The sequence below is a fragment of the Paenibacillus oceani genome (assembly GCF_014705615.1).
Taxonomy (GTDB): Bacteria; Bacillota; Bacilli; order Paenibacillales; family NBRC-103111; genus Paenibacillus_AB; species Paenibacillus_AB oceani.
The window spans coordinates 1-26,317 of the sequence record NZ_JACXJA010000024.1 but is presented as its reverse complement, the minus strand read 5'-3'; the positions used below and the strand labels follow the sequence as shown (position 1 = coordinate 26,317).

Sequence of the window (26,317 nt, the reverse complement as noted above, 5' to 3'; positions counted from 1 at the left end):
GCAACCCGAGCGGTACGTTAATTGACGATGCTGTCCAGCAAAGAAACGACAGTGCGGATCGTGCCATGGGCAACCGATTGCAGCATATCGCCGATCTGGTTGCCGACCCGGTTGACGCCCGAATCGGTGGTGAGGGGCTGCGGCTGTGGCTTCGGTTGGGCGGCCGTCGCTGCGTTTTCTCCCCCTTGACCCTTGGCGCTAACCGGCGTTTGTCCGTTCCCGGCGGCCGGCGGCGCCTGCGTAACCGACTGCGGCTGAACGGCGGCGCCCGGCTGCACCGAAGCCGGGGCCGGCCCGTGGATGCGCTCCATGCCTTTGGTGGCAAGCTCGATTCCGAAAAAAATGCCGAAGCACATCATCAGTACGACACAAACGAACATTCCCGAGTAGCGTGACATGTCGTTTCTCCCCTTCCTTCATCGCCATGCGATGTGTTATTTACCGATGGACCGCCACGGCGGCCTGGTCAGACACGTTCCCTTTCGCGCTGACGCCGGCCGGCGCGTTCACTTTCTCCGCTTCCCAGTATAGAGCGGCAATCGTCTTGGCCAGCGCATCCGCCGTCCGGTAACACTCCTCCAACGAATTGTACGCTCCGCCTACTTCGATCAGGATGCTGTTCGGCGATACGGACTGATTGTACTCGGCATGTCCGCCGCTTCCCTTATCCCAGATTCCCCTCGACAGCCCGGGGTAGTTGGCTTCCAGTTTCTCGTGAATCCGTTTGGCGAACGCCTCGTTTTGCTCCCAGCGCTCATTTTTTTTGCCGACGATAAAGTACACTTTCGCGTAATCTTTGCCGCCGATCGACGCTGTCGTGATATCCCGTCCCGCCGAGTCGCGATGAATATCGAACAGAAAGTCAAGGTCCTTATGCTGGGCAAACGCTTCCTTAACCGTCTGCATCGAATATTTGTAGGAAAAATTCCAGTTGTATCCTTGGACCGCCGTCGGATAATCGACGCCCGAATGTGCGCTGCCGATGCCTTCCTCCTCCAGCTTTTCCGCCAGCCGTTTGCCGATCAGCGTTACGTTTGTCTTCGAATCTTCAGCTTCATTGACATTGCTTACATTCAGCTCGGGTAAATACGACTCTCTCGGATGCGAATGATATACAAAAGCAACCTTGCGTCCTTCGGTAGTCGGTTTATGGACCGGGATCGGGTCCGGCGCTGCGGTGCCTCCGCCTCTCGCAGGAGCGGCCGGGTCCGGAGCCGTTCCGGTTCCCGTCTGCGGCGGCTCGCCCTGATCCGGCGGCGGCGCCTCCCCTCCCGGGGTATCCGTCGTGCCGGACGGCGCGGGCGTACCATCCTTACCGTCCGCAGGCGACGGCCCCTTGGCGATCAGACCGCCGCCCGGCTGGCCGCTGCGCAAAGCCGGGAGCTCGCTTGCCAGCAGTGACTTGGGCTCCGACGGATCGACGTGGAACATGCGCTCCGCCAAATACACCCCGATTTTACCGCCTGAAAACGTCGTTTCGCCGGGACGTTTCATCGAAGTGGCTTCCATGCCGAGCATATCAATGAAGAAATCGGCGGAGACGGCCGAAGCCATCCGCTTCATCGAGCTTTTCGGCGACACGTTCGCATAGGACATCCATAAGACGGCGGCGGCGGCGAGGGCGAACAGCAGCAGCGCAATTCCGGCGTAGGCGATAAAGATCCGCACCATGATGCCGCCGTCCTCCGGATCGGAGCGAACGGAGCGGACCATATGAACCAGACGGGCTCGTTTCATCATCCGAGGCTTCCTCCTTTTCCTTTCGCCGATCCGGCGGGTGCGCTCGCTTTCACCGCATCCTTCTGCAGCTCGGCGATAATGTTGGCGATCACATCCGCCGTCCGGTACATTTCCTCAAGCGTATTGTAGGGGCCGCCGATTTCCATCAGGATGCTGCTCGGGGATAACGACTGGTTGTACTCCCCGTTGCCGTTCGAGCCTTTACCGTATACCCCGCGGGAGATGCCGGGCATTTTCTCCTCTAGCATCGCGTTCAATTTTCCAGCGAACTCGGAATTTTTCTCCCAGCCGGGATTTTTTTTGCCGACGACGAAGTACACCTGTGCGTAATCTTTTCCGCCCAGTTTAACCGTCGTTTTTTCTCTTGCCAGCGAGTCGCGATGAATGTCGAAGATCATGCCGATATTCTCGTTTTGGGACAGCGCGGTCTTTAACGTCTGGGCGGAGTACGCGTACGATTTGGCGTATTGAAACGATTTGACGGTGGACGGGTAATCGGTCGTCTCCTGAATGACCCGAATCCCCTTTGCCTCCACCTGTTCCTTCAGCCGCTTGCCGACCAGCGTTATATTGATGTCGGGATCATAAGCCAGATCCGGCTTGGTGATGCCTTTGCTTTTCAGCTCGGGCAGAAACGATTCGCGATTATGCGAATGGTAAATGAACACTTGCGGCGCTTGGGCGGCTTCGGTTGCCGGATCGGACGGCGGCGGAGCGACCGGGGCGACCTGAGGCGGATCGGACGGGCCGATCTGGGTAGGAATCGCATCGGCCGGCGGCGTAAAGTCAGCCGGTGAATCGGCATTTTGCGTCGCCGTTCCCGAGTACAGCAGCGCGCTCGCCTCACTGCGCAGGCCGGGAATTTCGCTGGCCAGGAGACTGGCCGGATCGAGCGGATGAACGCCGGTCAGCGAACGGATCAGAAACGTCGCGGTATTGGTCGGCGAAAATGTCGATGTGGTTATCTCTTTCTGCAGATGAGGCATCTCCATCGCCAGCATGTCCAGAAAAAAAGCGACGGAAAGCGTCGCAACGGCGCTTTTCATCGAAGAAATGGAGGAATTGGACCCTTTGTTTTGCGCGAGACCGATCAGCCCGGTAGCGAACAAAAGCAGCAGCGAGGCGGTCGACAGTAGAGCGAATTGGCGGCTCACCGAACGGACGGTCCGCAGCGTGCGGGTAACGGCGCTGACATTAAACGTGGCTACGACCCATTTCATCGATATCCCTCCCCGGATGTGAGTGTGTCTATCAAGTCTATCTGTTATCAAATCTATGAAAGCCGCGCGTCCGCTAGAACGATCCCAGGTAAAAAAAGTCCCCTTTTCTCCGCGCGCCGACCAACCGTACGATGACGATGCCGGTTCATACCTGGGCATTTTATCGCACGATCAGCCTGCCGCTTGCGGGTATAGGGGACGATTCGTCCGGGCACTCTCACAATCTCTCAACCGGTTCGGGGTTATTTCCGGATTCTTCCGTAAGCTTTGGCATACCGGATCACTTTCCGGAACATCGACTTATCCTTCAGCACCCGGAAAATGTACGGGTCCGGGTTCGTATTCACTTCCAGAATCCACGGATGCAGCGTATGGTCCAGCGCCACATCGAGGCCGATCTCTTTGACGCCGGGGAAGGAGCGGCTCATTTGTCTCGCCGTCGATAACCCAAGCTGCTTCAGCCGGCTCATCATCCTCGTGCGGCGTGCCGCCGGCATATGGCTTCCAAGCAGCGTCTCCGCCTTCATCGGCGTTCCGCCGTTATGGTAATTGGTCACGATCTTCTTCGGATGGGCCAGCCGCCCGATAATCCCGGTCGTTTCCCACCTTTGCTGCAAATTGTGCTGCACCATGACCCGCAGATCGAATCTGCGCCCGTTGTGCTTGAGCAGATGAATGCCCTTCTGCACCAAATAAGGACGGCGCGCCTTTGCCTGCGACAAAGCGGCGAACATCGCGGCGAAGGAACGGAACGAGCGGGCTTTCGCCCCCGATTGAAACCAGTAAGCATCTTTACCTTCGCCCCGCTTCTCCACCCGGATCACTCCGTTGCCGAACGTTCCTACATTAGGTTTCACGTAAACCATACGGTGCGTATCCAACATGTTCCGAAGCGTATGCCGGTTCATTCTCGCCGTAACGGGTACGTATGCCCTCAAGCTCTCATCCCGCAGCAGAGCGGCTGTTTTTCTAAGTTTGCTCGTCACTCTGGTTATGTTTTTGGGCATGCTTTTAGTTTCTCCTTTTTCGGTATTGGCGGTACAACCCGGCCAGCCGGGCTGCGGTAGACGACCAGCCGAACCGGCGCACCACGTCTTCCCGGGCGCGAATCGCCATCGCTGCGGAACCTTTGGCGTCCCTCGCTACGATTTGGATCTGCTCGGCGAACGCTTCCGGACTCCGGTATCGGGCTACCAGCCTGCCTGTCGTGCCGTGGCGCACGATTTCCCGGATGCCGCCGTTAGCCGAAGCGACGCAAGGGGTGCCGGACGCCATCGCTTCCACATTTACGAGACCAAATGCTTCATGCCCTTGAGACGGGCAGACGAAGCAGTCCCCGGCCCAATACAGCCTGGGCATACGTTTGCGCGACATATAACCGGCAAACCGGGCCGGAACGCCGTACCTCGCCGCCATCTGCTTCAATCCCCTCACATACGAAGCGTTACCCGCGCCTCCGGCGACGAGCAGCTTAGCTTGAGGGACCGAACGTCGCACGAGCTTCATCGCCCGGATGAGGACGGGGACCCCTTTTTTCGGGATCAGACGCCCTGCAAACAAGACGGAGAACGAGCCGCTTACGCCGAATTCGCGGCGCGCCGCAGCTCTCTGCGAAGCGCTCGGAAGCTTATATTGTGAGACGTCCACACCTAGCGGCGTATGCTTTACTTTATGCCGGACGCCGGGGAAAAGCGACCGGATCTGCGCGGCCAGCGATTTGCTGTTGGCGACTACCAGGTCGGCGGCTGCAAGCTGGCGGGCCGCTTGGGTAAGAGTCGTCCGGGGCGGGCTGATAAACGTCGTCGAATGCAAAAAAACAGCGATCCGCGTCCCTGGAAACCGGCTCCTGACGCGCGGCACATAAGACGGGCGGTTGTCGATTTGAATCCAATCGAAGCGCCTGCCCGCCATCCGGCCAAGCACATGGCCGAGATACCGCCCTGCTCCGCCGCCCGGAACCCGGACATGGGACAGCGCGCCTTGACGCGACGAAGCCGGATAACCGGCACTGCGGCGGCTGTATACCGTCACGCGGTTCGAGGCGGACAGCCGTTTCGTAATCTCGGTGATGCAATGCTCCACAGAGCCGCCCACCCGGGGCGGAACGGGTATTTCTCCGGGAGCGATTACGGCGATGTTCATCCTTTCTGGTCACTTCCTCGTTTCATGGGTAGCAATCCCTTTCATCGTATGCTTTAGGCGTATTGGCGGTATGGGTCCTGTGCAATAAAAAAACTCCCCCAAGCCCAAAGGGGAGCGTAATACGTCATTGCTTGCTATCGTGCTTGTTCGTTCGGCGGCTGTGTCCCCCGGTTGCCTTGCAGCTCGATGCCGACCTCCGTCAGCAGCCAAGGTGAACCGGCTGCCTCTCTGGCGAAGCGGAACCGGAACGTCTGCTCGCGAATCCCGCCGCCGCGTCCGTCCACAAGCGCCTTGATCTTGTACTCCGCGGTCAGATCGTCCTTCGGATCTTGCACAGCCGGCAGCTCGTACCTCACGCTTTCCACCGACCGGAGCAGCTTGCGGTACCGGCTCAGCGTGTCAGGGTCGGTTCCCCGGAGAGCGGCGATTAGCAGCGCGTCGTCCTGCTGCTTGAGCGACTCCAGAAACGTCTCCGCCAGCTTGGCCGGAAGCGACCGGTCCAGCAGCGCGTCCAGCTGGCCCGCCGCCTTATGGACCATGAGCTGATGGGCGTAGTCTTCGGCTCCCGTCTTATGCGTCGAACTGCCGAGGAAATGAATGCAAAAATGTCCGGAGAAATCATTATCCGGAATACCGTCTCCGCCATGAGGCATGCCGTGCATCGAGCCCGCTATTTTGCGACCGCCGTACAAGACGAGAATAGCCCGGCGCTTCCAGCTCCACGAGCCGTCGTAGATATGCTTCATCGTCGCCGTATCTTGCTTGGTGAGCGGCTGCACGTCCGCATGAAGACTGCCGGCCCGTCTCTGCGCCCGAAACGTCAGTCCGGTCTCGAGATCCACGACCGTCACTTTGCTCTTCAGCGGCACGCCCGTTTTGGCATCGTCCCAGGCAACCAGCTCTCCGTAGTGGATCGTTCGGAGCGATTCGGCGTATTGGACCCATGCCTTGCGAATCGGGGCGGGCATCGTGATGACCGATCCCGTATCCGGCTCCAGCAGCGAGCCGTCTTCCCTTAGTGAGAACGTCCGGCTCGAGCCGCCTACCTTTACTTCCATATAAGCATTGCCGTAAGGGACCCGGCCACCGGCCCCATGATCCGCAGCCGCAGCTGCTTTCGGCCATGCCCGGCTCCAGGCTTTTTTTACGAACGACTTGCGTGTTTCATATAACGCGCCCTGACTCGTCTTGACGGAAACGATAAATTGTACGGTCGCCGCTTTGGCAGCCGCCTCGTGGGGAGCGGCTGATACCGGCCCGGGCATAACAAGCGCAGTTGCAAAGGCAAGAAGCAGAACAGTCATTCTGTAGGCCACAGGCTAGCCTCCTCCATCAAGAATCACTTCCGTATTGTTCGCCAGCCTCGGCAAATTATGTGGAATAAAATTCAGGTTTGGGAAAACCTATAGACGAGTCCTTACCCTATAACGAACAGAGAGGCGAAAAACGAACCATGAGATTGAAATGGATGAGGCCTGTCGCATGCGCGGCGCTGTTTTGCTGTCTGATCCCCGCAGCGGGCCAGGCTGCCGGCGCCAAGCCGAAGTCGAGGGAATATTATGAGACGCGCGGGGATATTGTGTGGGAAGTGCCGATGGAGGAGAAGTGGATCGCACTGACATTCGACGACGGTCCCGATCCGGTATACACGCCGCAAATCGCGGAGCTGCTGAAACAATACGAGGCGAAAGCTACGTTTTTCGTTACCGGAGAGCGGACGGCGAGATTCCCGGACACGGCGCGCCAGCTTGTTGCGGACGGCCATGAGCTGGGCAATCATACGATGATGCACTCGTACTTTCGCCGCGGAACGTCGGAGAAGACGATCGATACGGAAATCCGCAAAGCCAAAGAAGCGATCCGGGCGGCAGGTTTGACTGACGCGCCCTGGTTCCGTCCGCCCGGGGGCCACTACAGCGAAGCGATCGTCGCCGCAGCCAAGCAGCACGGTTATACGGTCGTCCTATGGTCCTGGCATCAGGATACCGAGGATTGGCGTGCCCCCGGCGTGGCGAAAATTACGAATAAAGTGTTGAACAACGCGAGAAATGGGGATATCGTCCTGTTTCACGACCATGGGGAAGGAGCATCGCAAACCGTACAGGCGCTTACGAAAATATTGCCGGAGTTGAAAACGAGAGGGTTTCAGTTCGTAACGGTTACGGAACTGCTGGGCGAGCGGAAACGGCACGGACATCCGGTCGACGATGCAGGCTGACCGCTAACTGCCCTCCCCATCCCATCCATCCGGCAGTCCTGAAGCGTTATACGCCTTCAGGAACTGCCGGATGCCTATCTGCCCCTTTACTGACGCTTCGCTTCGGATAAATGCCAGCAGACGCCGGCGGGATCGATCAGATGAACTTCCCGCTTGCCCCACGGATACAAGGTCGGTTCCTTGCAGCGGACCGGATATTCGCCGTTTTCCGTTATCCGCCGGATACGCGTCCACCAGCCGTCCAGATCGGACACGACCAGCTCCACCATAAAGTTGTCCTGGAGTTCCCGGTTATGAAAATTTTGCAAATAAAATTCCAGCTCGTCCAGCCGGAAGATCGTAATTCCGTTGTCCGCATATATTTTCTCGAATCCCAGCTCCTCGAAAAACCGCTGAGCCAGCCCGTAGTCATCGCCCGACGGGACAAAAGGTTTTAGCTTGATCGCCTGCATCCTGTTCCCTCCGTTCATACAAGTCGCCGCGGAATCCGCCGTCCGTCCCGGCTGCAATCGTGCGTTGTATTCAAATCCGTTTAAGCAAACTAAGCATATAGGCATCTACCCGTTCGGCCATCATCCCGTCCGTAAGTCCGGTAACGCCCAGAGCTTTCCAGCCGCTGAATACGGCCGGCGGACCGAACAGCGTATCGATAAGCGCTACCAGATCCCAATAAGGGTCGTAAGCAAATGTTTTGCCGGCTGCGGCCTCGTAGGCCGACAGAAAAGCGTCAGCCGTCGCGACGTCGTACAGCTGGGCCAGGTCGGACCGGCACTGCCCGACATCGATGCCGGCCGGTCCCCGGCAGCCGTTAATCCAATCGACGACGCCGCTAACCGAGCCGCCGGTCCACAATACGTTGGCCGGGTGGTAGTCCCGGTGAATGAAGCACGTCTTAGCTGCGGGACGCCTGTCTCTTGCATATGCGATTGCTCTGGTCCACTCGCTTGACAAGCCGGACCACTCCGGCGCTTCGAGCGTCTCCAGATCGATGTAGGCCGCATACTGCCAAGCGAAGCCGTCCGCCGGGACTGCATGAATCCGGGTCAGCGTATCCGCCAATCCTCCCAGCCATCTGTCCGGATTCTCGGGACGCAGCACGACGGACCCGCTTATCTTGGTCATCAGTACGGCAGGCATTCCGCATGCTTCTCCCGACTGGTCGCAAGCAACGAGCTGGGGCGCCGGCAAGCCGCTGTCGGATGCGAATAGGAGACTTTCCGCTTCGTGCCAAGCGGCGTCGGGTTCCTCCTGCAGCCATTCCTCATTGTTGATAAGCCGGAGCACATAGTCGGCTTCTTCCTGTCCGGTTTGGAGCGTAATGCTGTGGATAAGCGACGACGTCCCTCCCAGAAGCCTGGATACGGACGTTACCTTGGCGCCGGGACATACCGAGTCTACTACCCATTCCAGCGCCCGGTTCGGCAACTCTATCATCGAAGCCCACCTCCCCTCTGCCGGAACTATTGACTTCCAGCCTTCTAGTCCATCTAGAAATCATTGTAAAACATATGCGGACCGTTTGACACGGTTTACCCAAATAAATCCACCACCGAACCTTGCTCCATCTCCCCGAAAAGCAGCTGGATCACCTTGCCCGCCATCCGCTCCGGAGAGGTGAGCATACCGCTCTCCTTGGCCTTATGAAACAGCTCCGCAGCGGCGAACTGGCCCGAATCGCGGGTCCTCGCTTCCTGCTGCAGGGCGGTGTCGACCATTCCGGGCCATACCGAGGCAATCTTGACGGCTCCCGGCCCTTCTCCCTGCTCTATCCCGACGCTTCTCGTAAATACGTCCAAGCCGGCCTTGGAAGCGCTATACACGCTCATGCCCGGCAGCAGATTTTGAGCGGAGCCCGATGAAATGTTTATAATGCGTTTGTCGATCCGCATCTCCTTGGTATGCCGGATAAAAAGAGAAGCAAGCAGAACAGGGGCAAGCAAATTAATATGGATATTAGCCGCAATCGCGCCCGGATCGCCGGACCCGACGTTACTCAGCGGAGCTACGACGCCAGCATTGTTGATCAAATATATGCCTTCCAGCTTCGACTGGTCCAAGCAATCAAACACCGTTTGCATGAGACTTTCGATCCTGTCGGTTTCGTTCAGATCAAACGGGATATGACGAACATTGTCGCTTTGGGCGAGCCGGTCTTCGTTTCGATTCCGGGAAATGCACAACAGCAAATGATCGGGAGCCATAAGCTGCTCCGCTATCGCTTGTCCCAGTCCTCTGGATGTACCGGTAATCAGGAAAACTTTCATCTCGTCCGCCTCCATTTTTAATTATCTGATATTAGTACCTGATACTAATATATCCCCACTTCTTGGAAGCTGTCAAATCGACGGCCGCGTTTTTTTATAAACAAACAATAAAACCCCCGCTCCCCGCGCTGGGCGGGGGCAGAGGTTTCTGTGGTTAAAACTGGACCAGATCGCCGATACGGACCGGCTGTCCGGTTTTCATCGAGATGTTGCCGGCGATTCCGGTCAGGATCGATACGGCTCCGTCCACATGGGAAGCGGCCCGCTCGAAACGGTCCTCGGTCCGGTCGCCGAACAGATCGTTCAGCAGGAGCGGGTCCCCGCCGCCGTGTCCGCCGGCCCGTTCTTCGATCGCCACTTCATACGGACGCTCAAACATCGGCTGAACGGTCAGCTTTTTGTACGAAAGCGCCCCTTCTTCCTCCTTCTTGCCGCCGGAGTTCACATACGCCCGCTCGACGACCTTCATCTCGATCCGCCCTTTGCTGCCGTTAAATACGACGTTGTAGCCTTCCCAAGGCAAGTAAGCGTTCAAGGAGTAAGTCAGTATCGCTTTATTTTTGTAACGAACCATCACGCCGAGCGTATCCTCGATGCTGATGCCGTCGCCGAATACGCTCTGGTCGCGCTGATAGCCGTCGTCTTTCTCCGCGTCCAGATACAGCGCCTTCAGATGTTTGTTGTTCTCCATATGGATGGCGAACGGATCGTCCTTCGCCGCTTCGCTTCCATGGGCCCGCTGGTAAAACTTCGTCACGCCGCGGCGCTCGGCATTTTCCCGGCCGTAGAACATCAGCCCGCCCATCGCATACACCGTCTCCGGCGCCGTGCCCAGCCAGAAGTTGACGAGGTCGAAATGATGCGTCGACTTGTGGACCAGCAGCCCGCCGCTGTTGCGTTTGTCCCGGTGCCATCTTCGGAAATAATCGGCTCCGTGCAGCGTATTCAGCAGCCATTCGAAATGAACGGAATGAACGTCTCCGATGGCGCCGTCCATGATCAGTTCGCGAATCTTCGTATTATGCGGAGCGTACCGGTAGTTAAAGGCAACGCGCAGATCGCGTCCCGTCCGCTTGACCGCATCGATAATCTCCTGGCACTTCTCTTCGTCCACGGTCATCGGTTTCTCGGTGATTACGTCGCAGCCCAGTTCCATAGCGCGGATAATGTACGTATGATGCGTGCGGTCCATCGAGGTGACGATAACCGTATCCGGCTTCTCGCTTCGGATCATCTCGTCGAATTGATCGGAAGCGTACAGCTTCGCCTCCGGGTAATCGTACTTCTCCCGCAGCAGACGGTTGGCGTATTCCAGACGGGTGCGGTTCACATCGCAAAAAGCGACCAGTTCGCAGCGGTCCCGGTAGCTTTTGGCCAAGGCACCGTAAAAAAACTCGGCTCTGCCTCCGGTTCCGACCAGTGCATATTTTCTCCGTGTCATCGGTATTCTCCCCTTACTCGTTGTTCATTCGCTTTCATTTTAACGCAACATATCAACGGATTCTCCGGATTTATTGCGGATTTCCGCTCATTCTTTGCATATCTTGCGCAACCTCAGCTCCGATTATCGGGCAGGCTGTGTCCGCTCCAAACGCGCTAACGCTACTTGTCTGTCTATCCAAATGGATGTACACTTTAACCAACAAGCTCAAGGAGATCGCCATGAAGAAGAACGGAATGAAGGGGGCCGCGCAAGTGCGGGAGCCGTTTTACATTCATCAAAATAAAATATCGGGCCACCATTCGATGCCGACCAATCATTTTCATGAACCGTACGAAATCTATTATCTGATGTCGGGCGAGCGCAACTATTTCATAAAAGACAATACGTACCGCGTCCGCAAAGGCGACGTCGTCTTCATCGATCAAAACGAGCTGCACAAAACGGCCGACGTCGGCGTGCCGAATCACGAGCGGATGCTTATTAATTTTAATAAACGGTTTCTCGACACGTTCAACGAACCGCTGCTGTTCGAGCCGTTCCGCCGCAAAATAAGACGGCTGTCGCTTAATCTCCAGGAGAGGGAATGGATCGAGCGGCTGCTCCAGGATATGCTGAGAGAGGATACGGAGGAGCTGCCGGGAAGCGAGACGTGTCTGCAAGCCCAGCTCGCTACGCTGCTTCTCTGGTGCGGACGCAAGCTGGACCGGCAGGAGCAGGAACGGGAACCGTACGAGCACGAAAGCCCGGCTCACAAAAAAATGTCCGAGATCGTCGAATATATTAACGAAACATATGCTTCGCCGCTGTCGCTGGAATCGGTGGCGAAGGCGCATTACGTAAGTCCCTATCATCTGAGCCGAACGTTCAAAAAAATAACCGGATTTTCGTTCGTGGAATATGTCAATACGGTCCGAATCCGCGAGGCGCAAAGGCAGCTCCGGGAAACCGGCCTGAAAGTGACGCGGATCGCCGAGAACGTCGGGTACGAAAATATCGGCCACTTCGGCCGTGTCTTCAAGGAGCTGACGCGGACGAATCCGCTGGACTACCGGAAATCGGCCAGGCCTGACGGCTCCTGAATGGAGCCAATGATTGGCGTGCGGTTTGTGCATATAGAAAAACCGTCCGGTAAAAATAGCGTCCGGACGGTTTTTGACGTGCTAAGTCGCCTTCACTAAAAAGGAGACTCATGGGAAAACGTAAATCCACGGGTTCTATGACAAAATAGGAGTGTTTTGCACCCCCTATTTTCAGCGCTTTCGACAAACCGAACCAATAGAGGTGGTTTGCCCCCTTATTTCAACCAACCGGTGGGATCTGCGCCCTTTTCTCGGATATTAGAAGCTTCAAACCGCTCTTATTCCGTGTTCAAACGGGTTTTCGGACCATATAGCAGGTACCGCTCTTATTTGGTTCCTTGCCCGGTTGAAGCCGGCCGGTACGTCAGTGCGTCAGCAGATTAGTGCGTATAAGCCGCAACGTTGTCCTGATCGATCGCGTCATGCAGGGCGGCGTTCAGCCCGCTGGCGATAATGTTGGCCATGTCTTCGATAAACTGGTCGATATCCTTCGGCGTTACGAGAAGGTTATGACCGACCGGATCGAGCACTTCCTTGACGAGCTGCAGCCGTTCGCTTTCGTTCATGCCGTCGAGCAGGCCGAAAATCTGGCTCGTATTGCTCGTCTGCTGCTTAAAATGATCGATCATCATATCCATCGTGCTGTTCACGATCGTAGACGCATACACCACGGTAGGTACGCCGATGGCGATGACGGGCACACCGAGAAATTCACGCGTGAGCCCCTTGCGTTTATTGCCTACGCCCGACCCCGGATGAATACCGGTATCGGCGATCTGGATCGTCGTGTTGACCCGCTCCAGCGCTCTGGAAGCCAGCGCGTCGATCGCAATGACCAGATCGGGCTTTGAGCGTTCCACGATGCCCTGCACGATCTCGCTCGTTTCGATTCCGGTCGTACCGAGCACCCCGGGCGCCACCGCACTGACCTGACGGTATCCGGGACTGACCTGATCCGGCATCAGCTCGAAAAAGTGCCGTGTGACCATCACGTTTTCCACAACCAAAGGACCAAGCGCATCCGGCGTCACGTTGTAGTTGCCGAGTCCGATAATAAGCACCTTGGCTTCCTTCGTGATGCCGATCCGCTGCAGAAATGTAGAAAACTCCTGGGCCAGCCGGGTAGCCACCTTGTCCTGCAGATCCGAATCTTTCTCCCTCAGTCTCGGAACCTCGAGCGTAATATAGTTTCCTATCAGTTTGCCTACCGCTCGGGAGCCCTGCTCGTTTTCAATATGCATTTTCGTAATGACCATGTCATCGTCTTCCGCCGTTTCCGTATGTACGCCGGGGATGGTGTCCCCGTGCCGGCTTGACGCCAGCTCCTTCGCTTCCAGCGCAAGATCGGTGTGAACCGAATACGGGCTCAAATCGAGGTCCATTTGTTTGTTCTCCTTTCCATTCCAACCTGCTTTGTAGTTTGTGAGCTTTTCGCTGCGATTATGCGGCAGGCGGGAGGCGGTTCGGCGGCGTACGGACAACGTCTTCGGAGGAGCAGATCGGTATTGGGTTTGACCCCGGCGGAGGCGTTCTGCTGTTATTGCAATTTGGCTTGTACCGTGGTAGAATGTATAAAGTTGTCGACAGACATGATACGCGACGTACGGTTGTCCCTGACACAGTCGCGTGCACGTTTTCGGTTTAAGGAGGTGAACGATCGTGCCTAACATCAAATCCGCCATCAAGCGCGTGAAGACGAACGACAAGCGTCGCCTTCAAAACGCTTCGCAAAGATCGGCCCTGCGTACGGCAGTCAAAACGTTCGAAACTGCAACAGCTTCTAAAAACGTTGAATCGGCTAAAGATGCCCTGATTACTGCGTCCAAAAAGCTGGATAAAGCCGTTTCCAAAGGCTTGATTCATAAAAATGCGGCTGCCCGCAAAAAGTCTCGCCTGGCGAAACAACTCAACGCGCTTTCCGCACAAGGTTAAGCGAAAAAGTCCTTGCACATCGGCAAGGACTTCTTTATTGTTTTCAGACCGTTTACCGTCGTCTCCATACTGTAAGAAGTAGTTCTCACGAAGCAAGCCGCATCAGGAACATTTCCAACCCCAGCACCTTGTCTACCTTCCCCGTCTTCAGTCTGTAATCGAGCTCAGCCAACTCCGCGAGAATCGTCTCCAGCTTGTCCGGCGTATACTTCTGCCCCTGCTCGGCAGCCACCTTGACCGCATACGGATGAAGTCCGATCTGGCCGGCCATCTGCTGCTGCGAATAACCGAGCTTGGACAGCTCCTTGACCTGGAGCACGATCCGGAACTGGCGTGCGATGAGCAGCACGATCTTCACCGGCTCTTCCTTTTGCTTGAGCAGGTCGTACAGGATCGAGAACGCACGGTTCAACCGCAGCCTGACGATATCGTCGATCAGTATAAATACGTTTTGTTCGGTGCTCCGCGTTACGAGCCGGTCTACAATATCTCCGGTTACGGTTCCGCCCTCCCCCACGAACAAAGACAGCTTCTCCATCTCCGCCGAAAGCGCCTGAAGCCCTCCCCCGGTATACAAAATAAGCTGATCGTCCGCACCTTCCGCGAACGTGAACGACTGCCGGACCGCCTGTTTCTTGACCCATTGCAGCAATTCCTCCGCATTCATCGGCACGAACGGAATCGTCGTATCCTTTAGCGACTTTACGATTTTTTTACGTTCGTCCAGCTTGTCCGCATTCACGATAAATACGATCACGCTAAATTCCGCGGCAGCCTTCATATACTCCAGCAGCTTCTCCGGATGATGCTCCACCTTGCCGCTTTCTTTCGCTCCGGTAAAAAACTGGGCGTTATCCGCCAATATAATCTTCTTGGGCGCCATAAAAGGCAGCGTCTGCGCATCCTCGAGCACGATATCGAGGCTGGTCTCCGCCAGATCGTATTTGCTGATGGCAAACTCCCGGTACTCCGGTTCGATCAGCTTCTGGATCAAATAACCGGTAAATTCCCGAAGCAAATAAGTTTCCGAGCCGTAGCACACATAAACGGGCGACACGTTTCCTTTGCCGATCTCCCTCGCCGCCGATTTGTAATCCACGTTCCCCACCTCTTGACGAGTCTGCTGTAACCTGATCTTCATCTTAACAAAAACAAAGGGATCACGTCAAAATCAATAGACTTTGACATCATCCCTTTGTCCCAGCACATCTATATAAACATCCGGCCTAGGCTCCCAGGCGCCGGTGCCGAATGGTCATACGCGGCAGGACTTCGAATTTCTCGGTTGTTACTATAACATACGCGGCGGCGGCGAAAAGGTGCGGCGGAAACGAGCCTATTTTGAAAAAAGCCGTAAGCGCGGACGCTTACGGCTGCTGTATATTCGTTTCCTTCCGCTGGGCTACGTCGATTTCGATCCGTTTCGTGACGCCGCTCTCCGTCGTGAGCGAGTAGGTCAGCTTCGAGCTGCCGCTCCATTTCAGAAGCCGGACTTGTTCGTTCTCCGACCACTGGGGCGACGTGTACATATGGGTCTCTTTGCCGTCGGCCGTACGGATGACGATCGAACGGCTGGCCTGGTCGGCCACGGCAACCAGCACGCCGTCCTCCGACAGCAGCTCGGGGTCCGGTTTGGCCATTAACCCCATGGTGTCCGGTCTGCCGCTCTTCGCCGAATCGGAACTAGTCGATTCCGGTTGTTCCTCCCGACCTTGATCAGCTGTAATATTATTTTTGTCGGTAATGGCAGGGTCTGTCGTCCTGTCGCCCGAGCTGTCACCTAACGCCGGTGCCGTAATCTCCATCCTGGGAGGAGCGATATCCGTCTCCGGGGAACCGCCTCCGGCCTCTGTATTCGTCTCCGGCTTCTTGGCGTCGTCCGGGGCCGTAAACGTATTTATGCCGCTGCGTTCGCCGATTTCTTGCGCTCCCGCTTCTTGTCCGGCATTCGCCTGTTCGGACGGCTTCGCCGGCTGGAAACGCGGCTGTACTGCCGGGTCCGCCCGCTCAGCCGTTTCTTTATCGGGAGAAGATGCCTCCGAGCCGACGCTTTGATTCGTGATGGCTGTCCCTAGCGGCAGCTTCTTCTCCATATTGCCGGCCGAACCGTCAGCATCGGAGGTATCCGACTTCGCATCCATCGCGGGTGCGCCGCCGGATTCACGTCTTAGCTGTCCGGCGCTTTGCGGGGCCGCCGTAGACTCCGCGCTGCTGTACAATAAACCTCTATCGTCAGCTACTTTATTGGTGCCGTCCATCTCGTTTATAAACAAAGCCATCAGCAGCCCTGCCGCTACGATGCCGCCCGTGGCCGCGATCGACCAGATTCCTCTTGTCCGGCGGGGACGTTCGATCGGAGCCGGGATTGCTGTTACGGGAGCCGGTACGGTCACGGAATCGGCCCCCGCAGTCGCCGTAGCCGTTGCGGCCAGTCCGTCGCCCTGCCGGTCGATCTCCGCAAGCTGCGGCAGGATGGAATCCACCAGACTGAAGGGAGGCGCGACTTTGGGCAAGCTGGCGAGCTCTTGGGACAATTGCCGCAGCCTGGAATACATTTCCGCACAATCCGGACACTGCTGCAAATGGGCTGTCATAGCCTCATGCTCCGAGTCGTTCAAATCCCGATCCAGATCTCGCTGCATCAGTTCCATCACCTCTTGACAATTCATCCCCGCACACCACCTTTCTGGTATTCTTGGAGTAACGACTGCAGCTGCTGCCTCGCCCGGAACAAGTACGATTTCACCGTGTTCAGCGGCAAGTCCAGAGAATCGGCGATTTCGTTATAAGAGAAATCTTGCAGGTAGCGGAGCACGACCACGGTACGATGATGCTCGGGAAGGCGTTCGATCGCCTCCTGAATATCTTTGGCGACATACGTCGATATCAGCTCGTCTTCCACGTTATTGTGGGACGTAAACGTCATGTTGTGCTCCTCGATCGAAACCGTCGCTTTCGTCCGTCGAAACTTGTCGATGCAAATATTCGTGACAATCCGCTGCACCCACGTTTTAAACTGCGCTTTTTCTTCGTAGGAGTTGATTTTCGTATATATCCGGATCAGCGCTTCTTGCGCGGCATCTTTAGCGTCTTGCTCGTTTCCAAGAATGTAATAAGCGGTACGATACACATGTGTCTCGATTTCTCGCAATAGGGTAATTAGAGCGTCGCGATCGCCCGATTGGGCAGCTTTGATTAACTCCAGCGCTACCACAAGGATCCCCCTCTCTTGCAACCTTTTAAACGGGATTGTCGAAAAAAAAGTTGCACCAACCATAAAAAAAATTCCGGCACGCCGGTCAATTACTAGAATAACAGAAAATTTGGATGCGGTATACCGCTCTCCGGGCGCCTTCGCATCGGCATATCTCGCTGCTGTCCGCAAGCTCCGTCAAGTTTTAGGCCGTTCGGTTAAGAAGACGGGGTACCCGGGGGGAAAGTTCGGTCGAAGGCGGGAAAACGCGCAGATGCCCATGCTTGTGGGGCCCGCTATCCGCACACTCCAAGGATAAACGCCTGCCGGCGACTTTTGACGCTGGCGTTTACCGAGATTTAGAGCCACTCCCACGATATACGTTCTGGTAAATAAGAGAAAGCGTCCGGACGGTCCTTTGACGTGTAAACCCATACGTTTATTTGTACGTCGGAAAGGAATAGATACCTTCGCTCCAGCCGCTCGCCCTCAGTCGTGTTGTCTTTTTGCGCCGGTATGGCTAACGAACCCAGCATTCGTTATCAGAGCCGAATCCGGGCGTTTGAAATTGCAACGAACTCTTGAATTGTTATTCCGGCAAATCGGATCGTTTTTTTCCACTTTCGGTTCGATAACGATTCCCGGATTCGTTACGTCTGGGATAACGTCGTTTTTCAGCCATAAGCACGATCCAATTCGTTAGACATCGGACCTGAGTATACGTTCTCTAACGCCAAGGAAGGACCCCCTTCCCATTTAACACGGTAAAGAACTTAAACGTTCTGGCAGATGAAACAAAAACCGCCCCGAAGTACGGGACGGCTTGCTTGCAGGAGCGGTCGGTCCGGGAGTTACACCACTTCATGCCCGGTACCGCTCCATTTTTCGTAGATCAGCGTTTTGTCTTTGCGGAACAGCCGCAAGCCGACATGCAAGGCGAAAACGAGATTCACCACAAGGACGATCATCGTGCACAGGGCGAACAAGATCGGAGGCAGCTTTTGGACAGTTTGGCTCAGAATGACGGCGTTAAGTCCGCCGACGATTCCGTACAGGCTGCCGTAACGGATCAGCAGCTCTTTCAGCCGGATCCGCTCGCCTTGACCCTTCACCCGAATCCGGACGATATATTTGCCGAACGTCCAGCCGTTGGTCGCATAAGGCAGCGCGATGAAATACAGGAAACTGGTAATAAAATAAATCCGCAGATCCGCGCTTTTCATAAAGAAAACAACGAGCGGGAACAGCAGCATCGCATCAAGCTGAACGGCGATCAGCCGCCTGGTCAGCCCGACCCGTTCGGACTTCAGATCGACGTTTTCATCAAGTCCCTCGATCCGGGGGAGCAGCTTCATCAGCAGCGGAGCCGCCAAATACCCGATTACGCCGCCGGACGTATTCAACAGTAAATCGTCGACGTCGAACAGCCGGTACGGGCAATCGTAGATGCCGTAAAGCCCGGTCACCTGCGTCACCTCGAAAAACAGCGACAGCCCGAATGCCGAAACAGCCGCCGCCGGCAGCCGAAAGCGGAAATAATACCTCAAGTACGCCCCAAGCGGGACAAGCAGCAGCACGTTAAAGGCCGCCTGCCAAAACGCTCTTTCCTTAAACAACTGCACATAAGTGGACGGCTGCGCGAAGTGAACCCCGGTTTCTTTCCAGAAATCGTACACGAACCGGAACGGGACGAAGGACGCCATCGCTCCCTGAACGGCCGTACACGTATTCCGCGTGGCGGGAAGCGGCAATATAACCAGATATAGTGCAGTCATCAAATACAAGAGCAGCGAGTAGATGATTACCGCACGAAATTTATGCAAATATCCGTACTTGCGGTATTGGACGATCAGAAACGGGAGCGTGATGACGAATGCCGCAATCGGAAACGTCAGGATCGCATATCGGATCGGAATCAGGTAAGCTTCGAACAAGGGCGGTATTCCTCCACATTAATATTGATGGCAGGCAGAAAAAGCTTTTAAAAGAAGCCTTTGCCACGGCCACGTCGAATGACTCTGCGTAAGTCGCAGCTTTTCTTCGTCAGAAACTCGCAATTCGCTTTCGAAGTAGTGTAACGCTTTTAGGCTCTACCACTTTAACGAATAAATATTTCAGTAACGATAATGAAACGTCTTCTTATGTTTACTCTTAAAAAGACGCTTGCGGCTTCGTTTCGTTACAAGCTCAATGGTCAGTATACCGCCGGCGGTTCCTTCTATCCATCGACGTTTCTTACGCCTTGACCGTGCAGTCTTGCAAGATTGTCACGTCAATGCCTCTGGCTGCCTTTCGGCTTAGGAGACAACAAAAAGGAAGCCGGCCGAATGCCAACTCCCCTAGCTTTCAGAAATCGTAATTCCTCACGCTTCAAACTTAATCAGATAATAATTTTTCTTGCCGCGCCGCAGCACGACGTATTTGCCATGCAAACGGTGTTGTTCCCCGATCATGCTGTCGATCCCGCTCATACGCTCTCCGTTGACATAGACGGCGCCGCTCTCGATATCCTGCTTGGCTTGACGGCGGGACGGGGCGGCCTTGGCTTCCACCAACAGGTCGATCAGTCCGGTCTCCTGCTGTCCGCTCAGTACCGTCGTCGGCATATCCTGAAGCGCTTCGACGAGCTCCGTTTCGCTCAGCCGGGCGAAATCTCCCGAGAATAACGCCTGCGTAATGTTCTCGGCGCTCTCCACCGCTTCGTCACCGTGCACGATCCGGGTCACTTCCCGAGCCAGCTCCCGCTGGGCGGCGCGTTGTTCCGGCCGCTCGCCGAGTTCCGTCTCCAGCGCCGCGATTTGCTCGCGCGTCAGGAACGTAAAATATTTCAAAAACTTGATGACGTCGTTATCGTCGGTATTGATCCAGAACTGATAAAACTGGTAAGCGCTCGTCTTGTTGCGGTCGAGCCAGATCGCGCCGCTCTCCGATTTGCCGAACTTTTTGCCGTCGCTTTTCGTGACCAGCGGCATCGTCATGCCGTAAGCTTCGCCGCCGCCCATCTTGCCGATCAGATCGAGCCCTGCCGTAATATTGCCCCATTGATCGCTGCCGCCGAGCTGAAGCGAGCACCCTAAATCCTGATGCAGCTTGTGGAAATCGTAGGCTTGCAGAATCATGTAACTGAATTCGGTAAACGAAATGCCGTTAGCGAGCCGTGAATCGACCGAATCTTTGGCCAGCATGTAGTTGACGGTGAAATTTTTGCCGACATCGCTCAGGAACGAGATCGTGTCCAGCGTCGACAGCCAATCGTAGTTGCTGACGAGCCTTGCCGCATTGTCCGGAAGGTCGAAGTCGAGAAACCGCGACAGCTGGCGCTTCAAGCTTTCCGTCCACTGCGCCACCGTGTCGGCCGTATTCAGCGAACGTTCCGACGAGCGGCCGCTCGGGTCGCCGATCAGTCCGGTGCCGCCGCCTACGAGCGCCATCGAGATATGGCCGGCCAACTGGAACCGGCGAAGGCACAAAATTGGCAGCAAGCTTCCGATATGCAGACTGTCCGCCGTCGGGTCAAATCCGCAATACAGCACGACCCGTTCGCTCTCGAGTTTTTTCTTCAGCCCTTCCCGGTCGGTCACCTGGTACACCAGCCCCCGGTACTCCAAATCTTCCAGCAATTGTTGATCCGTCATACGAGCTTCACTCATTGTCGATCTCTCCTTATGTCGTGTAAATGAAAGATCCCCATAAGCGGGGAGCTCCCGGCATTCATCTTCAGTACAACAAAAAAGACCCGCCCCTCTGCAGCTTACAGGGACGAGTCATCGCGGTACCACCCTAATTGAACGTGCCGTTCGCGGCATGCTCCACTCGATCGGTTAACGGCCGATTGTCCGTCCTCCCCTTCCGTTTGCAAGAAACGGGTTCGGTTCGGATGCTCCGGGACGTACTTCGCGTTCATTCGCGTACCGGCTCGCACCAACCGCCGGCTCTCTGGGACTGCGATATTGAAGCGCTACTGATCCTTGTACGCGGCTTGTTTCTTCCGCCAAGTCCGCCCTGCAAGGAAGTTCCCATCGTCGCACTGATATGGGGATTGCACGTACATTTTATACCATTTTGGCGTGGAGTTGTCAATCGCGACCGATTCCAGCTGCGAAAACAGACTTGATTTACTTGTGAACACTTGCTGACTCTACGAGTAAGAGGTCCTTTCCGCTTTAGCACGCACAGTGATCACTCTTATATCAATAAGAAGCCGGACCATCACGTGACCCTGATTCAGCTAACACTTGCGAAAACAAACCGACTCTTTCTAAACCCAGGTTTTCCGGCGGCCGCAGCTCTTGAAGACGCTCACCTGTCTGGTGGAATTCCAGCAGCTACAGCTTCTTATCCACCCGGACCCCTTGCCCGGTTACCGTAAACACCACCTCTCCGTCGCGATCCGTGCGGTAAATCGTCGTGCCCGATCGCTCAAGACGTTCCAGCACGCCCGGGCTCGGGTGGCCGTAGCTGTTCTTGAGACCGACCGAGATGACGGACATTCGCGGCTGCCAGAAGGCGAGCCATTCGTCGGTCGTCGATGTTTTGCTGCCGTGATGGGCGATTTTCAGAACGTCGACAGATACCGGAGAAGAAGAAGAAGAAGGCGGATCGCCGCGAGTCCGGTTCAGCGCTTCGAGAAGCAACTTCTCCTGCCGGGCCTCCATATCCCCGGTAAATAAAAAGCGTATGTTTCTCATATTCAGGAGCAGCACGACAGACTCGTTATTTTGCTCCTCCGCAAGCCGGACTGGCATCTCGGGTCCGGACGCAGTGAGCGCAGTCAGTTCGGTGTAACGGTCCAGCGCGACCGTTTTCCCCTGCTCCAGCGTGACAACCTCGGCGCCGCGTCTCATCGCCGTCTCGAACAGCTTGCGCGAGCCGGCGTTGCCCTTCCACGTCCCGTTCATAACGACGGTACGCACCGGGATCTGCTCGACGACCGCCTGCAACCCGCCGATATGGTCCTGATCCTGATGACTGATGACGAGCAGGTCGAGTTGATGGACCCCTCTTTGCTTGAGCAGCGGGACGAGCTGTTTCTTCCCGACTTCGTAAGGATCGCGGCGCTCCTTCCACTCCTCACCCGGCTTGCGGAACGTCACCGTCCCTCCCCCGTCGATCAGCATATGACGGCTTTGCGGCGTTCGCACGAGAATCGCGTCGCCCTGGCCGACATCGATGAAATGGACTTTGCCATCCCGGACGAACCGGTCCGGCTCGTAGCCATGCCACAGAAATAACATAAAAACCGCGACTGCCGCCATAGCAAACGCCGGCTTGCCGCTTTCCTTCCATTTGGCGGCGCCTGCATATACCGCTCCCAGCAGCACATAGTACAGCAGCACCCACAGGAGGGACGGCTTCGGCCAGACGAGACGAAGCGGATCGTGCACCGCCCCGACGTCCACCAGCCAGAACGTAATATCGTTCAGATAAGACGTGACGACACCGATCCAGCCTGCAGCTCTTTCATAGATCAACCCGGCCAGCAGCACGAACGTCCCGAGCGGCAGCACTGCGAAGCTGATAAACGGAACAAGCAGCAAATTGGCCAGCGCCGATAACAACGAGACTCCGTTAAAATAAAACACGGTAATCGGAAACGAGATCAACTGAGCTACGACCGTAACCGACAACAACGAGTTCAGCGCTTGCGATCGGACCGGAAGCAGCCTCGAGAACCGGGGCACGCCGATGATGAGCCCAAGCGTCACGAGAAACGACAATTGGAAGCTGACATCGTACAAAAAATAAGGATTCCATACCAGCATAGCGAAAGCAGCCAGACTGATAATGTTCAATGCGTCCTTCCAAAGCCCCCGCCTCGCCGCATACAGCCCGATCATCGCCATAATGCCCGCGCGAACGGCGGACGGAGAGCCGCCTGTCAGAGCGACGTAAAAGGGCACGATCACCATCGTGATGACCAGAATCCGCTCCCGCGTAAGGCCGAACAGCCGCAGCAGCCACATACAGCCTCCGACGAAAACGGCCACATGCAGCCCGGAAATCGCCAGAATGTGCGTCAAGCCGAGCTGCGAAAACTGCTGATACGTATCCGGGTCCATATCGTCGGTTAAGCCGAGCACCATGCTTTTCATATAACCCGCATCAATCCGGTCCGGAAACGCCCGATCCATAATCCCTCCCAGATAACTCCGCAGATCGTCGTTCCAGCGGTACACCTTGCTCCAGTCGGACAGCGGCAACTGCCGCTTTGCGATCGCCCCGTCGCCGGCGTCTGCCCCCCCGCCCGTCAGTCCATCGCTTCCTTCTGCCGCTTCACCGCCCGGTTGTCTGCCTCCGCCCCGCAGCTCCCCGTCCGCCTCCGGACCGGTGCGAGTCTGATCCAAGCCTTTCACCGACAACTGCCAATGAATCTGTTTCCGGTACAAATAGGCGCTGTAATCGAATCCGCCGAAATTGCGTGCCGACCCCGGTTTTTGGATCGTCCCGGCCAAGACGATCGGATCGCCTCGCCCCCATCCGGACGCCCGCTCCTGCTCATCGGCGTGGAGCAGGCGGATCGACACCTGTACCTTCTCGCGCAGGCGGACCGTTTCCGCCTCGCGGACGGCAGCACGGTGGGCAAGAAGTACGAAGGACACCTTATCCCCGTCGACGGCGACCGGGGAAGCGATCGTACCGGCCAACTCCACTTCGGCTTCGGCAGCAGCCATTCCGATTTCGGTCTGGCCGCTTAGTTGAACGGCCGAAGGAAGCGCCAACGCCGTCATATTGCGCGAATCGTAGCCTTGATAATAAGCGGCCGCCGCCACGGCGACGAGCAGCGGCCCGATCCATCTGCGCCCTGGCAGGGCGAGCAGCACCGTCATAACGGCCAGAGCGGCAGCAGCGATCGCCCATTTCCAGGAAAGCATTCCCGGCGGCATCCGGCTGCCGATCGCAGCGCCGGTCACCGCGAGTACCGCAACCAGCGTAAGCGGCCGATTCATACGATCCCCCCTCGTAGGGGCGAAACAACTCGACTTCCATACATAAGAAAAAGCACCCCTTCTCAGTCAAACCGAAGGAGGTGCTTCCTCTCAATTCGTATCCGTTAATTCGTCACTTCGTCGATAATGCCCGGCGGCGGCGTATAGTCGGCCAATTGCCGGAAGCGGATTCCTCTCGTTACCATCATCTCCGTCACTTTTTCCCGATCTTTCGGGTAAGGACGGTGATACACGATCTCGACGATCCCGCTGTTCGCGAGCATATTGGCGCACGTCCAGCACGGCTGGTCGGTGACGTATACCGTAGAGCCTTCACGGTCGTGCCGGTCGGTGAACAGCAGCAGATTTTGCTCCGCGTGAATCGTCCGGATGCAACGCTGCTTCTTCACCATCTCCTCGCGTCCGTCAACGACCTTCACTTCATACTCCTCAACCAGCATACAGCCGGCTTCCGAGCAGTCGGGTACTCCCATCGGTGCGCCGTTATAGGCGGAGCCGAGAAGCTTTTTGCCTTGGACCAGCACGCTGCCTACGCGTCTACGGCTGCATTGTGAACGGGTGGATGCCATATAAGCGATATCCATGAAGTACGTGTCCCAGTCTTTGCGTCTGCTCATCGCCCGGCGCCTCCGATTAGGATTGGCTGGCGCGAATCGCCTGATCCAGATCGTACAGGATGTCGTCGATATTTTCCGTTCCGACCGACAGACGGATCATGCCCGGGGTAACGCCGGTGGACAGCAGCTCTTCGCCTTCCAGCTGGCTGTGAGTCGTGCTCGCCGGATGGATGATCAGCGACTTGGAATCGCCGACATTGGCCAGGTGCGAGAACAGCTTCACGTTGTTGATCACTTTCTGTCCGGCTTCCACGCCGCCCTTGATGCCAAACGTCAGGATTGCGCCTTGGCCTTTCGGCAAATATTTGGATACGAGGCCATACGACGGATGGCTCTCGAGACCCGTATAGCTGACCCAGTCAACGGCCGGATGCGTCTCCAAGAATTTGGCGACGGCAAGCGCATTCGAGCTGTGGCGCTCCATCCGCAGGTGCAGCGTCTCCAGCCCTTGCAGCAGCAGGAACGAATTGAACGGCGAGATCGTAGCGCCGATATCCCGCGCCAGTTGAACGCGTGCTTTGATGATATACGAAATCGGTCCTACTGCGTCCCAATAAACAACGCCGTGATAGCTCGGGTCCGGCTCGGTAAGGCCCGGGAACTTGCCGCTTTCCTTCCAGTTGAAATTGCCGCCGTCGACAATAACACCGCCGATCGAAGTGCCGTGGCCGCCGATAAACTTGGTCGCCGAGTGGACGACGATATCCGCTCCGTGCTCGATCGGGCGAAGCAGGTACGGACTCGGGAACGTATTGTCTATGATAAGAGGAATGCCGTTTTCGTGAGCCACTTTCGCAACGGCTTCGATGTCGAGAATGTCGCCCTTCGGATTGCCGATCGATTCGGCGTATACCGCTTTCGTCTTCGGCGTAATCGCCTTGCGGAAGTTTTCCGGATCGCTCGGATCGACGAACTTGACGTTAATACCGAGCTTCGGCAAGGTGATCGCGAACAAGTTGTACGTGCCGCCGTACAGGCTGCTGGCGGAGACGATCTCGTCGCCCGCTCCGGCGATGTTGAAAATCGCATACGTGATAGCGGCTTGTCCGGAAGAAGTCGACAAGGCGCCGACGCCGCCTTCCAAGGCTGCGATCCGCTTCTCGAATACGTCCGAAGTCGGATTCATCAGACGGGTGTAGATGTTGCCGAACTCTTTAAGGGCAAACAGATTGGCCGCGTGATCGGTGTCACGGAAGCCGTACGAAGTTGTCTGATAAATCGGAACCGCGCGGGATAGTGTCGTCGGATCGATTTCCTGGCCGGCATGGACGGCCAGCGTTTCCAGGGCAAGCTTGCGTTGTTCAGTCATGGGAAAACGGTTCCTCCTTTAGATTTCCGGTTGTAGAGGTTGTTCAAAAAGTCCACTTTTGATCACGAAGCAGATACAGGAAGCCTATTCGACATCGAATATGGAATTCAGCCGGAACTTCCGGTGCTCACGTAGCTTCACTACGCTCCGCTCCTCATTTCCTAGCTTCATCCCATCTTCTCGGTGCTGAAAACCGGACTTTTTGAACTCGC

22 protein-coding genes and 1 other annotated feature are annotated in these 26,317 nt (G+C 56.4%); of the genes, 3 read left to right on the top strand and 19 right to left on the bottom strand.

The features are described 5' to 3' along the window. Window positions 1-17 precede the first annotated feature (17 nt). From IDH45_RS18005 to IDH45_RS17980, 6 genes are all read right to left on the bottom strand, one after another. Window positions 18-398 carry a hypothetical protein gene (locus IDH45_RS18005; protein ID WP_190929517.1) on the bottom strand — a complete coding sequence of 127 codons (381 nt, stop codon included), beginning with the start codon at window positions 396-398 and terminating at the stop codon, window positions 18-20. A 40-nt stretch (window positions 399-438) separates the two neighbouring features. Continuing rightward, on the bottom strand, window positions 439-1,740 hold the full coding sequence (gene spoIIP, locus IDH45_RS18000) for a stage II sporulation protein P (protein ID WP_190929516.1): 1,302 nt from the start codon (window positions 1,738-1,740) through the stop codon (window positions 439-441). Next, window positions 1,737-2,960 (bottom strand): stage II sporulation protein P, encoded by a 1,224-nt coding sequence (spoIIP, locus tag IDH45_RS17995; RefSeq protein ID WP_190929515.1) that lies wholly within the window; start codon window positions 2,958-2,960, stop codon window positions 1,737-1,739. The genes spoIIP (IDH45_RS18000) and spoIIP (IDH45_RS17995) overlap by 4 nt, the downstream gene beginning before the upstream one ends. A 242-nt stretch (window positions 2,961-3,202) precedes the next feature. Further along, on the bottom strand, window positions 3,203-3,967 hold the full coding sequence (locus tag IDH45_RS17990) for a YheC/YheD family protein (protein WP_190929514.1): 765 nt from the start codon (window positions 3,965-3,967) through the stop codon (window positions 3,203-3,205). Between the two features lie 4 nt (window positions 3,968-3,971). Beyond that, complete coding sequence (locus IDH45_RS17985; protein ID WP_190929513.1) at window positions 3,972-5,102, bottom strand: glycosyltransferase family 4 protein; 1,131 nt, start codon at window positions 5,100-5,102, stop codon at window positions 3,972-3,974. Between the two features lie 134 nt (window positions 5,103-5,236). After that, complete coding sequence (locus tag IDH45_RS17980) at window positions 5,237-6,418, bottom strand: hypothetical protein (protein ID WP_190929512.1); 1,182 nt, start codon at window positions 6,416-6,418, stop codon at window positions 5,237-5,239. A 137-nt stretch (window positions 6,419-6,555) separates the two neighbouring features. On the opposite strand from IDH45_RS17980, the gene IDH45_RS17975 reads away from it, so the two are divergent. Further along, complete coding sequence (locus IDH45_RS17975) at window positions 6,556-7,320, top strand: polysaccharide deacetylase family protein (protein WP_223836766.1); 765 nt, start codon at window positions 6,556-6,558, stop codon at window positions 7,318-7,320. A gap of 86 nt (window positions 7,321-7,406) precedes the next feature. On the opposite strand, the gene IDH45_RS17970 is transcribed toward IDH45_RS17975, so the two are convergent. The 4 genes from IDH45_RS17970 to IDH45_RS17955 all read right to left on the bottom strand — a co-directional run bounded on the left by IDH45_RS17970 (window position 7,407) and on the right by IDH45_RS17955 (window position 11,025). After that, window positions 7,407-7,772 (bottom strand): VOC family protein, encoded by a 366-nt coding sequence (locus IDH45_RS17970; protein WP_190929511.1) that lies wholly within the window; start codon window positions 7,770-7,772, stop codon window positions 7,407-7,409. Between the two features lie 70 nt (window positions 7,773-7,842). Then, window positions 7,843-8,754, bottom strand: a complete 912-nt coding sequence (locus IDH45_RS17965; protein WP_190929510.1) for a phosphotransferase family protein — start codon at window positions 8,752-8,754, stop codon at window positions 7,843-7,845. Between the two features lie 95 nt (window positions 8,755-8,849). Beyond that, entirely contained in the window at window positions 8,850-9,584 is a 735-nt protein-coding gene (locus IDH45_RS17960; RefSeq protein WP_190929509.1) for an SDR family NAD(P)-dependent oxidoreductase, read from the bottom strand. 154 nt (window positions 9,585-9,738) lie between these two features. Then, the gene (locus IDH45_RS17955) at window positions 9,739-11,025 is read right to left on the bottom strand and encodes a Gfo/Idh/MocA family oxidoreductase (protein ID WP_190929508.1); all 1,287 of its coding nucleotides are present in this window, start codon (window positions 11,023-11,025) and stop codon (window positions 9,739-9,741) included. Between the two features lie 221 nt (window positions 11,026-11,246). On the opposite strand from IDH45_RS17955, the gene IDH45_RS17950 reads away from it, so the two are divergent. Further along, window positions 11,247-12,107 (top strand): AraC family transcriptional regulator, encoded by an 861-nt coding sequence (locus tag IDH45_RS17950; RefSeq protein WP_223836765.1) that lies wholly within the window; start codon window positions 11,247-11,249, stop codon window positions 12,105-12,107. Window positions 12,108-12,487: 380 nt separating this feature from the next. Here IDH45_RS17950 and gpr read toward each other — a convergent pair whose 3' ends face one another. Continuing rightward, window positions 12,488-13,489 carry a GPR endopeptidase gene (gene gpr, locus IDH45_RS17945; protein ID WP_190929507.1) on the bottom strand — a complete coding sequence of 334 codons (1,002 nt, stop codon included), beginning with the start codon at window positions 13,487-13,489 and terminating at the stop codon, window positions 12,488-12,490. Window positions 13,490-13,766: 277 nt separating this feature from the next. On the opposite strand from gpr, the gene rpsT reads away from it, so the two are divergent. Continuing rightward, on the top strand, window positions 13,767-14,039 hold the full coding sequence (gene rpsT, locus IDH45_RS17940; protein WP_190929506.1) for a 30S ribosomal protein S20: 273 nt from the start codon (window positions 13,767-13,769) through the stop codon (window positions 14,037-14,039). A gap of 85 nt (window positions 14,040-14,124) precedes the next feature. Here rpsT and holA read toward each other — a convergent pair whose 3' ends face one another. The 8 genes from holA to IDH45_RS17900 all read right to left on the bottom strand — a co-directional run bounded on the left by holA (window position 14,125) and on the right by IDH45_RS17900 (window position 26,105). Continuing rightward, the gene (gene holA / locus IDH45_RS17935) at window positions 14,125-15,138 is read right to left on the bottom strand and encodes a DNA polymerase III subunit delta (RefSeq protein ID WP_190929505.1); all 1,014 of its coding nucleotides are present in this window, start codon (window positions 15,136-15,138) and stop codon (window positions 14,125-14,127) included. A 268-nt stretch (window positions 15,139-15,406) separates the two neighbouring features. Beyond that, a complete protein-coding gene (locus tag IDH45_RS17930; RefSeq protein ID WP_190929504.1) occupies window positions 15,407-16,708 on the bottom strand; it encodes an anti-sigma factor family protein in 1,302 nt (433 codons plus the stop codon). After that, window positions 16,705-17,253 (bottom strand): RNA polymerase sigma factor, encoded by a 549-nt coding sequence (locus tag IDH45_RS17925; RefSeq protein ID WP_190929503.1) that lies wholly within the window; start codon window positions 17,251-17,253, stop codon window positions 16,705-16,707. The genes IDH45_RS17930 and IDH45_RS17925 overlap by 4 nt, the downstream gene beginning before the upstream one ends. 830 nt (window positions 17,254-18,083) lie before the next feature. Beyond that, window positions 18,084-19,166, bottom strand: coding sequence for a VanZ family protein (locus IDH45_RS17920; RefSeq protein WP_190929502.1), 1,083 nt, complete (start codon window positions 19,164-19,166; stop codon window positions 18,084-18,086). Between the two features lie 429 nt (window positions 19,167-19,595). Then, window positions 19,596-20,867 carry a tyrosine--tRNA ligase gene (tyrS, locus tag IDH45_RS17915; RefSeq protein ID WP_223836771.1) on the bottom strand — a complete coding sequence of 424 codons (1,272 nt, stop codon included), beginning with the start codon at window positions 20,865-20,867 and terminating at the stop codon, window positions 19,596-19,598. 117 nt (window positions 20,868-20,984) lie between these two features. Further along, window positions 20,985-21,217: a binding site (T-box leader), on the bottom strand. A 340-nt stretch (window positions 21,218-21,557) separates the two neighbouring features. Continuing rightward, entirely contained in the window at window positions 21,558-24,179 is a 2,622-nt protein-coding gene (locus IDH45_RS17910; RefSeq protein ID WP_190929500.1) for a DNA internalization-related competence protein ComEC/Rec2, read from the bottom strand. Between the two features lie 104 nt (window positions 24,180-24,283). Continuing rightward, window positions 24,284-24,796 carry a deoxycytidylate deaminase gene (locus tag IDH45_RS17905; protein ID WP_190929499.1) on the bottom strand — a complete coding sequence of 171 codons (513 nt, stop codon included), beginning with the start codon at window positions 24,794-24,796 and terminating at the stop codon, window positions 24,284-24,286. A 16-nt stretch (window positions 24,797-24,812) separates the two neighbouring features. Further along, window positions 24,813-26,105, bottom strand: a complete 1,293-nt coding sequence (locus IDH45_RS17900) for a homocysteine synthase (RefSeq protein WP_190929498.1) — start codon at window positions 26,103-26,105, stop codon at window positions 24,813-24,815. Window positions 26,106-26,317: the final 212 nt, after the last annotated feature.

What these genes read in the sequence shown, in the direction of transcription:
- spoIIP (WP_190929516.1), bottom strand. Translation starts at nt 1,740, where the DNA reads ATGATGAAACGAGCCCGTCTGGTTCATATGGTCCGCTCCGTTCGCTCC.
- IDH45_RS17975 (WP_223836766.1), top strand. Translation starts at nt 6,556, where the DNA reads ATGAGATTGAAATGGATGAGGCCTGTCGCATGCGCGGCGCTGTTTTGC.
- IDH45_RS17985 (WP_190929513.1), bottom strand. Translation starts at nt 5,102, where the DNA reads ATGAACATCGCCGTAATCGCTCCCGGAGAAATACCCGTTCCGCCCCGG.
- IDH45_RS18005 (WP_190929517.1), bottom strand. Translation starts at nt 398, where the DNA reads ATGTCACGCTACTCGGGAATGTTCGTTTGTGTCGTACTGATGATGTGC.
- IDH45_RS17990 (WP_190929514.1), bottom strand. Translation starts at nt 3,967, where the DNA reads ATGCCCAAAAACATAACCAGAGTGACGAGCAAACTTAGAAAAACAGCC.
- IDH45_RS17930 (WP_190929504.1), bottom strand. Translation starts at nt 16,708, where the DNA reads ATGAATTGTCAAGAGGTGATGGAACTGATGCAGCGAGATCTGGATCGG.
- IDH45_RS17900 (WP_190929498.1), bottom strand. Translation starts at nt 26,105, where the DNA reads ATGACTGAACAACGCAAGCTTGCCCTGGAAACGCTGGCCGTCCATGCC.
- IDH45_RS17970 (WP_190929511.1), bottom strand. Translation starts at nt 7,772, where the DNA reads ATGCAGGCGATCAAGCTAAAACCTTTTGTCCCGTCGGGCGATGACTAC.
- gpr (WP_190929507.1), bottom strand. Translation starts at nt 13,489, where the DNA reads ATGGACCTCGATTTGAGCCCGTATTCGGTTCACACCGATCTTGCGCTG.
- IDH45_RS17960 (WP_190929509.1), bottom strand. Translation starts at nt 9,584, where the DNA reads ATGAAAGTTTTCCTGATTACCGGTACATCCAGAGGACTGGGACAAGCG.
- tyrS (WP_223836771.1), bottom strand. Translation starts at nt 20,867, where the DNA reads ATGACGGATCAACAATTGCTGGAAGATTTGGAGTACCGGGGGCTGGTG.
- IDH45_RS17955 (WP_190929508.1), bottom strand. Translation starts at nt 11,025, where the DNA reads ATGACACGGAGAAAATATGCACTGGTCGGAACCGGAGGCAGAGCCGAG.
- IDH45_RS17965 (WP_190929510.1), bottom strand. Translation starts at nt 8,754, where the DNA reads ATGATAGAGTTGCCGAACCGGGCGCTGGAATGGGTAGTAGACTCGGTA.
- IDH45_RS17950 (WP_223836765.1), top strand. Translation starts at nt 11,247, where the DNA reads ATGAAGAAGAACGGAATGAAGGGGGCCGCGCAAGTGCGGGAGCCGTTT.
- IDH45_RS17910 (WP_190929500.1), bottom strand. Translation starts at nt 24,179, where the DNA reads ATGAATCGGCCGCTTACGCTGGTTGCGGTACTCGCGGTGACCGGCGCT.
- IDH45_RS17905 (WP_190929499.1), bottom strand. Translation starts at nt 24,796, where the DNA reads ATGAGCAGACGCAAAGACTGGGACACGTACTTCATGGATATCGCTTAT.
- spoIIP (WP_190929515.1), bottom strand. Translation starts at nt 2,960, where the DNA reads ATGAAATGGGTCGTAGCCACGTTTAATGTCAGCGCCGTTACCCGCACG.